Source organism: Aquimarina sp. Aq78, assembly GCF_900299525.1.
In the GTDB taxonomy this organism is placed as follows: Bacteria; Bacteroidota; Bacteroidia; order Flavobacteriales; family Flavobacteriaceae; genus Aquimarina.
In genome coordinates, this window is the sequence record NZ_OMKA01000003.1 from 190,312 (window position 1) to 204,868 (window position 14,557).

At 30.7% G+C, this 14,557-nt stretch carries 17 protein-coding genes; 9 read left to right on the top strand and 8 right to left on the bottom strand.

From position 1 onward, the window contains the following. The first annotated feature begins 225 nt into the window (after positions 1-225). The 9 genes from DG435_RS05810 to DG435_RS05850 all read left to right on the top strand — a co-directional run bounded on the left by DG435_RS05810 (position 226) and on the right by DG435_RS05850 (position 7,396). Positions 226-1,047, top strand: coding sequence for a hypothetical protein (locus DG435_RS05810; RefSeq protein WP_106793440.1), 822 nt, complete (start codon positions 226-228; stop codon positions 1,045-1,047). A gap of 89 nt (positions 1,048-1,136) precedes the next feature. Further along, positions 1,137-1,670 carry a DUF5946 family protein gene (locus DG435_RS05815; protein WP_106793441.1) on the top strand — a complete coding sequence of 178 codons (534 nt, stop codon included), beginning with the start codon at positions 1,137-1,139 and terminating at the stop codon, positions 1,668-1,670. A 73-nt stretch (positions 1,671-1,743) separates the two neighbouring features. Continuing rightward, a complete protein-coding gene (locus tag DG435_RS05820; protein WP_106793496.1) occupies positions 1,744-2,310 on the top strand; it encodes a YdeI family protein in 567 nt (188 codons plus the stop codon). Positions 2,311-2,465: 155 nt separating this feature from the next. Then, complete coding sequence (locus DG435_RS05825; protein WP_106793442.1) at positions 2,466-3,050, top strand: hypothetical protein; 585 nt, start codon at positions 2,466-2,468, stop codon at positions 3,048-3,050. A 201-nt stretch (positions 3,051-3,251) separates the two neighbouring features. Next, entirely contained in the window at positions 3,252-4,025 is a 774-nt protein-coding gene (locus DG435_RS05830) for an N-acetyltransferase (protein ID WP_106793443.1), read from the top strand. 110 nt (positions 4,026-4,135) lie between these two features. After that, on the top strand, positions 4,136-4,987 hold the full coding sequence (locus tag DG435_RS05835; RefSeq protein WP_106793444.1) for a helix-turn-helix transcriptional regulator: 852 nt from the start codon (positions 4,136-4,138) through the stop codon (positions 4,985-4,987). 69 nt (positions 4,988-5,056) lie between these two features. Next, positions 5,057-5,779, top strand: coding sequence for a metallophosphoesterase (locus DG435_RS05840; protein WP_106793445.1), 723 nt, complete (start codon positions 5,057-5,059; stop codon positions 5,777-5,779). A gap of 358 nt (positions 5,780-6,137) precedes the next feature. Continuing rightward, the gene (locus tag DG435_RS05845) at positions 6,138-6,929 is read left to right on the top strand and encodes an alpha/beta fold hydrolase (protein WP_106793446.1); all 792 of its coding nucleotides are present in this window, start codon (positions 6,138-6,140) and stop codon (positions 6,927-6,929) included. A 56-nt stretch (positions 6,930-6,985) separates the two neighbouring features. Further along, the gene (locus DG435_RS05850; RefSeq protein WP_106793447.1) at positions 6,986-7,396 is read left to right on the top strand and encodes a hypothetical protein; all 411 of its coding nucleotides are present in this window, start codon (positions 6,986-6,988) and stop codon (positions 7,394-7,396) included. 69 nt (positions 7,397-7,465) lie between these two features. Here DG435_RS05850 and DG435_RS05855 read toward each other — a convergent pair whose 3' ends face one another. From DG435_RS05855 to DG435_RS05890, 8 genes are all read right to left on the bottom strand, one after another. Beyond that, positions 7,466-8,170: a DUF4386 domain-containing protein gene (locus DG435_RS05855; RefSeq protein WP_106793448.1), complete on the bottom strand. Its 705-nt coding sequence runs from the start codon at positions 8,168-8,170 to the stop codon at positions 7,466-7,468. A 116-nt stretch (positions 8,171-8,286) separates the two neighbouring features. Then, positions 8,287-8,916 (bottom strand): GyrI-like domain-containing protein, encoded by a 630-nt coding sequence (locus DG435_RS05860; RefSeq protein ID WP_106793449.1) that lies wholly within the window; start codon positions 8,914-8,916, stop codon positions 8,287-8,289. A 133-nt stretch (positions 8,917-9,049) separates the two neighbouring features. Further along, positions 9,050-9,604, bottom strand: a complete 555-nt coding sequence (locus tag DG435_RS05865) for a GrpB family protein (protein ID WP_106793450.1) — start codon at positions 9,602-9,604, stop codon at positions 9,050-9,052. A 51-nt stretch (positions 9,605-9,655) separates the two neighbouring features. After that, positions 9,656-10,993: a pitrilysin family protein gene (locus tag DG435_RS05870; protein ID WP_106793451.1), complete on the bottom strand. Its 1,338-nt coding sequence runs from the start codon at positions 10,991-10,993 to the stop codon at positions 9,656-9,658. Positions 10,994-11,056: 63 nt separating this feature from the next. Continuing rightward, on the bottom strand, positions 11,057-11,662 hold the full coding sequence (locus DG435_RS05875; RefSeq protein WP_106793452.1) for an FMN-dependent NADH-azoreductase: 606 nt from the start codon (positions 11,660-11,662) through the stop codon (positions 11,057-11,059). Positions 11,663-11,684: 22 nt separating this feature from the next. Next, positions 11,685-12,026 (bottom strand): VOC family protein, encoded by a 342-nt coding sequence (locus DG435_RS05880; RefSeq protein ID WP_106793453.1) that lies wholly within the window; start codon positions 12,024-12,026, stop codon positions 11,685-11,687. Positions 12,027-12,115: 89 nt separating this feature from the next. Next, positions 12,116-13,420, bottom strand: coding sequence for a hypothetical protein (locus DG435_RS05885; protein ID WP_106793454.1), 1,305 nt, complete (start codon positions 13,418-13,420; stop codon positions 12,116-12,118). A gap of 147 nt (positions 13,421-13,567) precedes the next feature. Next, a complete protein-coding gene (locus DG435_RS05890) occupies positions 13,568-14,425 on the bottom strand; it encodes a response regulator transcription factor (RefSeq protein ID WP_106793455.1) in 858 nt (285 codons plus the stop codon). Positions 14,426-14,557: the final 132 nt, after the last annotated feature.

Here is a 14,557-nt window from a genome sequence, read left to right on the forward strand (position 1 = left end):
AATATTTTCTCACTATGCAGAATTATCTGATCTAGCCAAAGGCTCATTTACAGGCATCGGAATAGGAATACTACTAATCGCATTAACGCTTGGGAGATTTAAATCTGCACACTCTAACTAAAAGATTTGACGAGAAAAGATTTATTATTTTAGTACCCATGTAGAAGAAATATAGTTACCGTGGTAACCATATAGAATTGTTATCAACAAACGAAAAATAAAATTATGAAGTTGACTTTAATAGTCCTTAATTTATTGATTTGGAATAATATTTCCTATGGACAAACAGAGGATAAAGTATTAGCAGAAGCATATTTGTTGTATAACTCCGAGAAAGCATCTTGGAATGGAACTGACATATTCTTAGAGCGATTTCCGGAAAAAAGAAACCTAATTGGTGGGTATTTTTCCTATTCAGAAAACGATTCTCATAATTGTATTTTCTTTGATCAAAATGAGATTCCAGAAGTACTTGCAAAAATTACATTTGACGAAAGTTTTAATGTAACAAAAGCCGTTGTTGATACAGTAAAAAGAAAGTTCAATAATTATGAAATGGATTTATTTCAAATTCGAAAAAATGCTTTAGCAGAAATAAATACGGACAATGATTTATTCAAGCAATATAATAATACTAACTTAAATCCTATTCCAATTATTAGCGGAAAAGACAAGAAAGTTTTTGTTTTAACGGGACCTACAATATCAGGAGTTGTCGTTTTAGGAAATGATTATTTATTGACTTTTGACAAGAACAATAATCTTAAAGAGAAAAAGTCATTGCATAAGAATATAATTCCTATTGAATATGATGACAAAACTAAGGATGCTGTTACTATGCATAGTCATTTAAAAACTACTGGAAATTTAATTACATCCACAGACTTGTGTACAATAATGCTTTATGAAAAATATGCAAATTGGAAACAACACATTGTAATCTCTAAAAAGAATGTTTCTTTATGGGATTGCAAAAAGGATAAATTAGTCGTTATGACAAGAAAAGCTTGGGAAAAAATCTCAGAGCATCAAAATAAAAAGAAATAATCAGTTGATAACAATTTGTATAGTGCATATGCACCCTTCGGGATGCAAACGCAACATACAAGAGACGTTAACAACAAGCGAAAAAGACAATGCAAGATTATATTGATTTAGCAGAAAAGAATGGGGTTATACTCTTAGCCAATGGAAAATGTCAATTTTGCGGAGCTAATACAAAAAGAGGAATTCATGAATGTTTAGAAATTTTTAATCTCGGATTTCAAAATATTGATTTTTCAAACATTGAAAATCATTCCTACAGATTTCTAATTGTTGACGCACACACATTACAACACCCAGAAATTCATGGTAGATGGAGTAATCATTTTCATCTTTCGAGATTGCATTTGGTTTTTAACTACAACGTTAAATGGACTTATGATTTATCACCTAAGTTGAGTGATTATCTGAATACATACAAAGTTCATAAACAAGATGAATATTTAAATCCTCCAAAAACTCTTGAAAGAGGAAACATAACTACAACTGATATTATAGAAAATTCGACCAATGAAACAGAATGCAAAAGCATAATAAAAAATTGGGCCTTGGAGGTTTATAATAGTTGGAATACTCATCATAGCATAGTAGACAATATTGCAAAAGGGTTTTTAAATCAGAAATAATGAAAAGTAATAACCGCTAGTATTGTATAAAACAACAGGGTATCCAGTTGTTTACGATGTAAACATTAAGAAAATGAATACTATATCAACTAAATATTTTATTGACAGGAAAGAATGGAGAAAATGGCTAGAAACTAATTTTGAGGCCAAAGATGACATTTGGTTAGAATATCCTCTTAAAAAGACAGGAAAAAAAAGAATCCTATATAATGATGCTGTTGAAGAGGCTCTTTGTTTTGGTTGGATAGATAGTACTGTCAAATCATTAAATGAAGAAACCACTATTCAAAGGTTTAGCAAAAGGAGAAAAAACGCTACGTTTTCTCAACCAAATAAAGAACGCTTGAAATGGCTTTTTGAAAACAACATGATTCATAAGTCAATTAAGAATGATGTCTTTAAAATAATTCAACAGGAATTTATTTTTTCAGAAGATATAATCAAACGAATTCAAGTAGATAAAGAGGTTTGGAGTAATTATCAAAGTTTTTCAGAATCTTATAAACGAATTAGAATTGCATACATTGACAGTTCAAGAAAAAGACCAGAGGAATTTGAAAAGCGAATTTCAAATTTTATTAATAAAACAAGAGATAATAAGCTAATAAAAGGGTTTGGCGGAATTAATAAATATTATTAAAATAAAAAAACAATTGCTAACAATATACATACCCAACAGAATCAGAAGGCACCTCTTAAAAAGTTAAAAGATTTACTATTTTAGCTACCCATATAAAAGAAATATGAGTATCGTGGTAACTATATATAATTGTTGGCCACAAGTACAAAATAAAATTGAAAGCCAAACAAACATATCTTAAAGGAAAATCCGTATTCATTGTTTCTTTACTTGTAATTGGAACTACAATATTGACGGTATATTTGACCGATATAAATTACAATCGAAATTTAACTTCTAATCTTTATTTATCATTAGGAGTTATTGCTTCTATTCTTTTTTTCTTTATGACTTATGGTCTATATAAAGGTATTGGACTAATTGATAACTTCCCTAAGTTTAGGAATTTTAAAAGTGGTGATTATATCGCAGATTCTGGAACAGTTCCTGATTTCGATTTACCTGATATTGATGTTGGAGATGAAATTGGAGGTTTAATTTTATCAATACTTTTATGGATTGGAATGACTATTTTATTTATTTTCTTGTTAATCGTTTTAGAAGCTATTTTCTGGTTTTCAATTTTCATAATACTAGCAATGTTATACTGGATCTTTTTTAGAGCTTTAAAATTCGTTTTTAGCAAATCAATAAATACTAAAGAAAACATTGGAATCTCGGTTGTTTATGCTCTGACTTATACTACTCTATATACTGGATGGATATTTGGAATTGTATACTTAACCCAAATAATAAAATAAAAAGCGAGTACCTAACATTATATATAAAACCTGAGTAATCTAGTGTTAGATTTAAAGGTTATTTCCTTTTGTAATAGCGCTAAATTTTATAAGTTTAATAAGAAATAAAAATAGATTTAGAAGGGTCAATTGGCTTAGGTATATCACTCTTTTTTAGACATATATATTTAACACTAGGCTTTATTAAGAAAAAGGGTGAAAATGGAACAGTTAATCGATTTAAATACAGAAAACATATCCACAGAACATATATGCTGTGCAATATCTGATAAGAAATGTTCTGATAGCTATCAAGCGAAAAAAGATTGGTTGACTAAAGAATTCAATAACGGATATGTATTTAGGCGAATTAATGAAAGAGCGAAAGTATTTATAGAATATGGCCCTGCCGAAAATTCATGGATTCCAATTAAAGCACCTAATTACTTGAATATTAATTGCTTTTGGGTGTCTGGAAAATTCAAAAAGAATGGATATGGAAAAGAACTTCTAAAAACAGCAATTGAAGATGCTAAGAGTCAAGGAAAAGATGGTTTAGTGACAGTTGTAGGAACTAAGAAATTTCATTTTATGAGTGATACAAAATGGTTTCTAAAACAAGAATTTGAAGAAGTTGAAAGAATTTCAAGTGGATTTAGTCTTTTAGTAAAAAAAATAAATCCAAAAGCAGAATTACCAAAATTTAATGAATCTGTGAAAAGTGGGGAATGTTCTGAAAAAAATGGAATCGTAGTTTATTATTCTAACCGTTGCCCTTTTGCAGAATTCCATGCAAAAAACTCTTTAATTGAGACTGCTAAAAACAGGAAGCTTCCATTAAAAATAATTAAATTAGAAACCATGAAACAGGCTCAATCTGCTCCAAGTCCAGCAACTATTTTTAGTCTTTTTTATAACGGAAAATTTATGACAACAGATATTAGTGTGTGTATGGACACGAGGTATGATAAAGTAATGAACAAAATATTAGAGTAAAACGAAAATCTAATAAAAGATATAGTTCTCAAGGGTTTTGCGATTAACCCTAAGTTTAAAGCTTTAAACCAAATCCGTCAAACCTTTTGATGTAAAATTGATTTTATTTTATGGTAAAACTTGAAGAAATAACAACTACTCCAACATTTTCGAATCAATTAGAAAATAAGATATTATACGCTAAGCATCATGATGATATTTCTATATCATATACATCTACTTATTCGTTAAAGTATGTTATAGAAGGAACTAAACACTATAACTTTAACAATCAAGATATTAAGATTACTAAAAATCAATATCTAATTATAAATAATAATAGTTGTATTACTACCGAAGCAAAAAAAGGAACAAAAGGATTATCTTTCTTCTTATCACCCAAGTTAATCGAAGAAATATATAAATATCATACTAGTAACACATCACAACTTGAATTTCTTGAAGTGACTCAAAAAAAATCAAGTAACCAAGTGGGGTTTTTACTAGATAAAATCACTCATCTTTATGAGTATAATCAACACGATTTCAATCGACAAATGGATAATTTATTCATTCGTATCTCTGAAGCAATTGTTCAAGAGCAGACTAATATTGACACTAAGTTTTCGGCATTAAAAATAGTTAAACACAATACAAAAAAAGAATTGTTTAAATTAATTTCGGTGACTAAAGAATATTTAAACGATAATAGTAGTGAAGACATCTCACTTGATACTATTAGTAGAGACATTGGCATCAGTAAATATTATTTACATCGATTATTTACCGAAATTAACGGAAATACCCCACTAGCATATTTAACTTCTATTCGTTTAGTAAAAGCAAAGAACAGATTACGGTATTCTAAAGATTCTGTTTTACAAATTGCCATCGAATGTGGTTTTGATAATACCTCTTACTTTTCTAATGTATTTAAGAAACACACAGGTTTCTCTCCTTCACAGTATAGAAAACATTTATAAAATCAGCAAGATTTTATAAACTCATCATACTGCTCATATCTATTTTTGTTCTTATTAAAACAAAAGCTTATGTATGAAAAAATAGCTCATATAACGGATTTACATTTAGATGAAGAATACCCATTAAAAAATGGTGTACTGGCAAGAAAACGATTCGACAATATTGTAAAAGATATAGAAGATAAGAAGATTACTCGAGTGGTCTGTACAGGAGATATTGGAGAAAACAAAGGGATCTCATATTTCTTTGAACAACTTAAAACTAAAACCTTGTCAATTACTCTAGGTAATCATGATATGTTTTCTGAAATTTCGAAACACTATAATAAAGGTGCAGATTATGATTCAGAAAAATTATACAGCAGCACTATAAAAGAGTATTTTAAATTTATATACTTAGATTCTTCAGAAGGAGTAATTGATAAGAAACAACTGCTTTGGCTTGAAAAAGAACTTATTTCGGCTAAACCAATTATCATTTTTGTACATCATCCCATTATTGGTCTAAACCTGAAAGTTGATGAAATTGGGAAACTAAAAAACCGAGAAGATATAATCTCTCTTTTAGAAGATAGCCTCAATGAGATTACTATTTTTTGTGGACATTATCATATAGAGAGTACTTTAATTCACAAAAACATTACTCAACATATTACCCCCGCAGTTTCTTATCAAATTGAGAAAAACTTAAATACCATAGAAATAAACACTTCTGTCTTTGGGTACAGAATTATTGAAATAGATCAAAACAATACATCTTCAAAAATTCAGCTATTAAGGGATGCAGACTAAAAAACAATCATTTATCGAAAGTTTAGTGAATGTAACTGTTGGTTTTTTTATCACCATGATTTCATTACATATCATATTTCCAATATTGGGAATAGAAAACAATTCAGGTAAAAATATAATCCTAACCATTTACTTAACTGTTTTAAGTATTTTAAGGAATTATATCTTAAGACGCTATTTTAATCGAAAACAAACGCACAATTAGATCTAACCTATTCCCCAATTATCAAAGCGCAGCAGAAACCTAAATGTATAAATTATATAGGTTTAAATAGTAAATATATAAGTGCGTTTTACAAATCCACACTATCAAATTACAAAGTCATATATTTATGGCATTAGTAATACCCCAATCACAATGAAAAAACACATTATTTTTATACTCTTTATTTTAATATCAACATCTATTTTTTCACAAGTACCAAAGAAATCAGAATCTGTAGCCGTAAACGGAAAAAATATATATTATGAAGTTTATGGTAAAGGCAAACCTTTGTTTCTTTTACACGGTTATACCCTTTCTTCAAAATCATGGCTACCCTATGTTAAAGATTTTGAGAAAGAATATGAAGTATACCTAATTGATTTAACCGGGCATGGAAAATCAGATGCTTTTAAAGAAGATTTATCCATAAAATCAGTTGCCGAAGATCTTAACTCCTTAGTGCAGTATTTGAAACTGAGTAAAATTAAGGCAATTGGATTTAGTTTTGGAGGTGATATTCTTTATCAGCTTGCTTTAACAAATCCATCTTTAATAGAGTCAATGATAACAATCGGAGCAGTAGGAACCTGGACGGTCAATGATTTTCCCGAGTATCAGAAAGCTTTTACATTTGAAAACAGAGCCAATTTCCCATGGTTATTAACTAATCATGGTACAGATGATAAGATAAAAGCCTTAATGAATCAATTTAAGAACTACACAGTCAAGATAACTAATGAAGAATTGCAAACCATAAAACCCGAGGTATTAATTATGATTGGCGATGATGATGAAGGTATGGATTTAGAAGAAGTAGCACGTGTTAAGAAAAACCTACCTAAATCTGATCTTTGGATATTACCAAACGTGGCACATGGAGCTCATGAAGGTGAGACCAAGGGTGAGTTTATAATAAAATCAAAAATATTTTTATCTAAAAAGTAAAGCTATTATTTAACTCGAATTATTAATGTTACTAAATTTAGATACTACATAAAGCTATGGTTTTTCAACAGATTATCAATAAAATGGTAGTACATCCTAAACGACTTTTTTTAATCGATGGTTTAGGAGCACTACTTTCTGCTTTTTTATTAGGAATTGTTTTAGTGAGACTCGAAAGCATTTTTGGAATCCCTGCAAAAGCGCTTTACATCCTTGCTTTTTTTCCTTGTGTTTTTGCGATTTATGACTTTTATTGCTATCTAAGAGTTAAGAAAAACCAGAAGTTTTTCTTAACTGCTATTGCTTTGATGAATCTTATATATTGCTTTATTTCAATCGGTATAACGTTTCAACATCACCAAAAAATAACTGCTTTTGGTTGGGGATATATTATAGTAGAAATCATTATTCTAATTGTACTAATAAATATTGAATTAAAAACAGCATCCAAACTAACTTCTACGTAGCCCTCTTTACTACATATCCAATCAGTTTGAATAATTTTTGGTAACAATGTCTTTTAACATCTTTGGTAATTAGGCAACACTTTCAGTTTCTACTTTCCCATTTCGAAGTCCCATAATCAACAACCATAAACATAGTGACATCTCTCCCAGATCGGCAGGTGTAGTAATGTTTTGTAATAGTACTGAATCGGTATCTGGGAAAAGGAAATATCTGATCACATCGATCTGATCACCAATACATCCCAACATCAACAACACACCGATAATCTTTGGAGCAAGACCCGATTTAAAAATCATATACCCAAGTGGTAACAGATACAATCCATAAAATACCTGTGAAATAAAATAACCATTAGTATGTAGTTTTAGAAAGAATGTAACCAAGCCGTTTATCTGATCAGTAGTAAATCCAGCCATATAATCATCTCCACTAGTTAACAACAATGGTGCGATCATTGCAAGCATCGTAACAGATAATATCGCAACAGAGATCATAACAGACAACACCATAAGTTTAGATAGGTTTTTATTAACGTGTTTAAACACTCTTTCTAAGACTAATGGGTAGAAGAAAAAAGCAAGGATCATCACCAAATCACTAACAATTCCTAAACGGTATAACCAACCATTTTTAGCAATATTAGCTGCAGTTGTAACAGGGTCATCTGTCACAAAAATCTTCTGGCGAACAAAAAATTCTGCAAACACACCAGCTCCTATGAGAATAAGAAATACCAACCCTGCAATTCTTCCATTTTTTTGATTTGAATTCATTTCGATTCGTTTTTTGATTTATTATTGTCGACGATCCATTACAGATTTTGTTACAATAACACCTCAAAATAAGCTGTAGTTTAGTTCTTTAACGGGTTTATAGGATACACGTTTAACTACTTTGAAACTACTCTAAATCGTAAAACTGTTTTTAGTTTTTCGGCGGGTACTTTTCTAAAATCGGACAGGTAAATTTCTCTATGTACTTTAGATGGTCTATAGAGATTTTCTTTATCGGTAAATTCTTCCATTACCTTAAAGCTTTCAGGTTCGTTGTCATAACTTCCCAAATGCATCATTTGGATACATTTACCCTCTGCTATCTTCTCAAATTTTACTTTTTCTAATAACACATGAGGCTTCTTTTTCTTTGTCTGGTCAATCATGTGTTTCGCTAATTCATCATTGATAAAGTTAGGTTGCCTGATCATTAATTTAAAAACCAGGTCATCTTTATTAATAGTACCTTCATATGCTTTCTTTGCTTCTTCAGTAATATCCCAAACGCCTTCTAGCGGGTAAACGGTATAATCAAAATATCCTTTGGGTACAGTTCCTTTTTTTAATCCCATTTTTATCCCGTATGAAACCGCATACAGTACACCAATATATTCTGAAAAGAATTCACTATTAGGATTCCCCTCTCCTTCGATAGTAAGAAACTTGTATTCGGGAATTTCAATGATTTCGGGTGTGTTTTTGGGCATATACACTCCTTTTTCTTTTTTTCTCCATTCATGTTTCATAATGTATCCTCTTTTAGCATATCATTTACACTTCGAATTAACCGTAATTGGTAATATCCTAATCTTATAAAACAAAAGTAAAGTGTAATGATGACAACCCTATGTCAACAGTATTTATATACATGATTGTATTTTATGTTTTCTTTTCTATGGCTTTTTCAAGGATTGATTCAATAAACTCCTTTGCCATAGTCTCTTTCAGTTTTGCATATACTTTTTGATCTTGGTTTGCTTTTTTTGCGATTTCGAGTTTAATTTTTTGGTATGCTTCTCTTTCGTCTGTATTCTTTATCAAATAATCCCTAAACAGTATATGTCTTTGCAATTCTTTACTATGAAGCGGACAAACATAAAGGTGATGTGTGATGAAATCTAATACTTTATGTTTCTTATTCGAATTTTCTCGCTTGAAAGCCTCTCTTTCCTTTATTCCCTGGTCTCCATTGTGATAATACCCCAGTTTTTTTAATCCTTCTTTTATTGTTTCAAAAGACACGTTTTTATCGTAGATAATGTCAATATCAATAATGGGTTTTGCAGCTAAGTTCTTAACCGCTGTACTCCCCACATGTTCGATTGTAATTTCTGTATCCCAAAGGGCCTCTTTTATCACTTCTCTAATACTATTAAAATTTTGTGTCCAATCTGATTGATAGTTTTGTATCAGCATTTCTTTTTTATTGTTCATAATACATCTCCAAAATACCAGAACAAGATACTATCGAATTCATAAAAACACCTATTCTTTTTTATTTGAAATAAATAATACCCTAAACGGTTTTTGTTTCAGCCATTTTTTTGCTCCTTTTTTTACATCTTCTCTGGTTAGCTGTAATTGTTTTTTGAGTCTCTTAACATAAAACCCCGGATCTCCTGTAAACAAAAAGCTTTCTCCTAACAGTTCTGTCCTACTCCATTGAAAACCTAATCGTTGTTGCATTTCTTTTATGTCATTAATTTCACTTTGTTTGGCACCTTTCAGTTCTACTTCTGTAACTCCAGTTTCTATAAATTCGTTTACTTTATCCAAAACAAGGTTTTCTATTTGTGTACTATCTTTTACAGAAGCAAAAGTAGTGCGTATTGTGAACTGTCCTCCAAACTCATACATATCTGTAGAAACCGAAGTTTTTATAAATGATTCTGGAAAACGACTTTTATCTTTAAGACGAGTATCGAGTATACTTGTTATAAGTTTTAAAGTACTATCATCTATAGAACCCCATTTGGGTACTGCCCAAGAGAACACCATTGTTTGTACAGTATCTTTGGGGTGAGGAGCTTTCATTGTTATATTTCCTTCTACATGCTTTGCGGGTTTAATGATCTTGTGATCTTTTTCTTTTGAAGGAAGGTTCCTGAAATATGTCTCTATTTGTTTTTTAACATCTTCAACATCAAAATTACCAACTAGAAAAAGAACTGTGTTATCTGCATATACAATTTTGTTATATCGTTCTTTAAATTCTTTTAGTTTGAAGTTCTTGTTATTTTCAATTAATCCATATCCACTACTACCATAAGGATGGTTTTTACCAAAAGTGCCTTTATAAATCGCCATCCCTCCTGGTGCGCTCCATTGTGGATTCTTGGCATTTCTATCAATTTCAGACAGTACTCTTTTTCTCTGAAATTCTATTCGCTTTTCTGTAATACGATCAGTGCCAGCCATTAATCGTCCGGCTGCCATTTCTAAAGCAAGGCCTACTCCTTTTGGTTTTACTTTTACATAAAACCGGGTATAATCTTTTTTAACCTGTGCATTACTCCCTGTTCTATAAGTTTTCAATTGAGCACGTTTAAGACTATCCATTATACCAAACGGCATCACATGTTCAAAAAAATGGGCAAAACCATACTGACTAGGTTTATCCATGCTAATTCCCTTACGAAGCCAAAATTCTACAGAAACATCTTCGACAGTAGAATCGGGTTGTAATATAACATCAAGCCCGTTTTTTAATGTATACTGTTCATAGTTTAATAACAGTGTATCTGTTTGACCATATGAACTTAAGACAACGACAATATGAAAAAACAATGAGCAAAAAAATACCTTAGATCGTTTATTTGACATAATTGAAAGTTTTATATATAGATTAAAAACTTTCAATTATGTTACACCAAGCCAGATAATGGTTTAATACCACTGCCCTACTACTTTCGAAATTTCAACTTTTGCGTTTGAAATAATAGTATCTATTTTTTCTGGATATTGAGCTACTCCAAAAGCAGAAATCTGTTCAGAAGGGATCCCGATAAATTCAAAATTCCTTTTTATAGTTGGAGAAAAATATTCCTGGACCGTTTCTTCTGAGTAATCTCCCCCAGCCACTGCTAATATTAATGCCTTTTTTCCTTCACAAAGCCCTTTAAAACTACCATCTTCTGTAATTTCAAATGTTTTATCAGTAACTACTATAGTATCTACCCAGGCTTTTACTGTAGCTGGCAAAGAGAAATTATACATAGGAGAAGCCAATACAATATGATCCGCATCTAATACGTGTTGTATTAATTGAAAATGATTAGAAAGTCTTTTCTTTTCTTCGTCGGTATATTCTGGTTGCCCTCCATATAATATTAAATTTAGATTATCACCAAGTAATAAATCTGGTGGAGAAGCCACTAAATCTAAAAATGTAATTTCTGTTTTACCATCGGCTAGCTTAATAAATTCATCCACCAATTGCTTTGTATAAGAACCCTTTCTTGGTGCGTAGCTTACTACTAATGTTTTTTTCATTGTATGTTTTTTTATATCATGTTTATTTATCAGTCCAAACTGCTAGTTTATTTCCACTAGGGTCAATAAATTCAAATCGACTTCCTCCAGGAAAGGAAAATACTTCCTTAGATATTTTTCCACCATTTTTTTGTACATTTTCTAAAGCATGTGATAAGTCATCATGATATAAAACGACTAGAGTACCTCCTGTACTAATTTTTTCTACTTTGGCAAATCCTCCATCAATTCCCGCTTGGTGGAAGTCACAATACTGATCTCCATAATCTGTAAAAGTCCAACCAAAAGTGTCGCCATAGAATTTTTTGATTTCATTTAAATCTAATGCCTGTAATTCTATAAAGTTGATTTTATTATTTTTCATTTCTACTTCTATTTATTTTGAAGTAAAAATAAAGTGGAGGAATGACAACCCTATGTCAGCATACATTCTGATTTGAAAATTTTATTACACTACTTAAAAATATTTTTTTTAGATCTTAAAAGTCGTTCAGGATAAAAAACAAGTTGTATTAAATTGTATTCTAATTGGTTGAAATTAAATTTTCTTCCTTCTACCTCGAAGGAAGAGAAGGGATACCAACGTAAATTTGTTCTTAAAATCAAAAACTCCTCAGATTTTCCCGGAACGATATCCCATCCGATAGTGATACCGGGTTCAATTTTATTAAATGTTAGTTTTTTGTTTCCTTCATCTGTAATCTCTGAATATTCGATATGATCATAGGCTACATTTAAACCGATAAAGGGAGCAAAACCAGTATAGTCGGTTAAAAATTTGGCTGTTTCTAATGCTACAGAAGTTTTTTTAATAGTTTGCCTGGTTCCATACGCTTGTTGTTCAAATTTCGGATTTCTGAATGATATTGCGGTAAACATATTAGCTGTATTGAATTGATATCCTAAGGCAATATCAAAATAACCGCCAGATGCCTGCTTTTTATTTAGATAAGGATATTCGCTATTGTTGTATTCGGATTCTGCAAGAGAAAAGGAAACAGAGGGTCCGATAGCAGCAAAAAAATCACCAAAACTTGAAGCATTTAAGCCCAGGCTTGAAACTTCTGGATAGTTATTCCATCTTTCATTTATAGTAGGGTCTCCATTATCTTTAGTAAGATCCATAGCATAGAGTAATCCTAGTTGTACACTAAAATTTGGGGTTTTAATTTTCTGGAATTCGGTTTTGGAGATGGGATAATTCCATGTATTATCCGGATAATAATTAACGCCAAGTCTAGCTGCAAAATTTTTATACCCATACAATATTCCAGCATCAGCAGTCCATGTAAAGTTTTTCTCAAGTTTAGGCTGATCTTCATCTGGTTTCACAACCTGTTTAAAATCTAACGCAGACCAACCAATACCAACATAAGGTCTGAGTTTCTTTTCTTGATATGCCCAAGGCAAAAATCGGGCTCCCGTAACTGTATAATGTGTAAATTCTACATCTGTTTCGTCATTCGATTTAAGGCTAAATTGTTTTAAAGGAAAAGACACATAGAGTTCTGCATGCCCCCAGAAATGAAAACCACCCCAATACAAGGTTGTATTTAAAGTTTCTGGATGTTTAAAACTAATAAGTTCATTTCCCGAAAGTCGTTTCCCCGTAAATGATGGGAGTAAATTTCCACCCAATTCAAAATAGGTTTTGGCAAAATCTAATCTTTTTTTATCTGTAGTAGGTAGTACATCTCTTTGCGCCGATACATTAAATGAATAGGACAGAACGAAAGCCACTAGAAAAATTTGTCTCATGTTTTTGTATTACGTTTATGAAAATAATACCGCAAAAATGGATAACAAACGAGACGGTAGCAATAGGGAATTTGTATTAAAAAGCAAGTTATTCTAAATATCATACAAAAGTATGATACTTGTTTTAGGTATAAAAAATTAAACTAATTAACTAGACAGCAACGAGATAAGTTCTATCCTGTTATTTATCTTGCATTTTCTGTAAATATTGGAAACGTGTGTTTTTACAGTAGGAATTGAAATAAATAGCTGTTCTGATATTTGTTTATATGTATTTCCTTTAATAAGAAGTAAAGCGATTTCCTTTTCTCTATTGGTCAAGGAATAATTAATTAGGTTTTGTTCTTTTACTGTATTTTTAGGTTTAAAAAGAGATAGTCGTTCTATATCACTCCATAATTTACTTCCTGCGAGTACAATAAAAATCAATGGAAGCGTAAATCCAATTTTTGTGTTTATGCCATTTAGGTCTGCAACATAATTGGTTAGTAAAGAAAGTGGAATCAGAATAAGGACGGCAATAGCAATATATCGCTCCATTTTTTCACGATGTACAATGTTTACTTTAGGTTTGGTTATTCTTATCAGAATCATGGACAAAACGACAGAAATCCCTAAAAATAGTGCTACTACAAATTGTAAAAAATTCAATATTTTAATAAAATGTCCCGAAATAACGAGTATGGTTAACATCCCCGAAAAGGCTATTAGCAACTTTTTGAAAATAGGTTTTACAGTATGACGCCTCTCTTCTAGAATATGCAAAGGGGTAGTAAGCGCAACCAATATCATCGCTAATAAAATAAAAATATTAGTACTGTCTGAATTAAAAGGTTTAAAAAAATAGGTGATCGTTAACGCTACAATTAGTAAAAGCAATGAAACTGTAAAGTATATAGTTTCAAGCGTTTCAATATTTTTTGTATAGCAAATGACTTCCAAAAATAATGCGATGATAATTAGGGAATATGCCAAAATCAACAATATGATTTCTAATACCTCCATTCACTATATATTTTAGACATAGATACTTTTATCATTCAAAAAAGCTAATCTTCTCTGATTACAATCAGATTATTGGTATACAAATCTAACAGATTTTTTGATAGATCGTATATTATTTATTGCTCCTTGGTA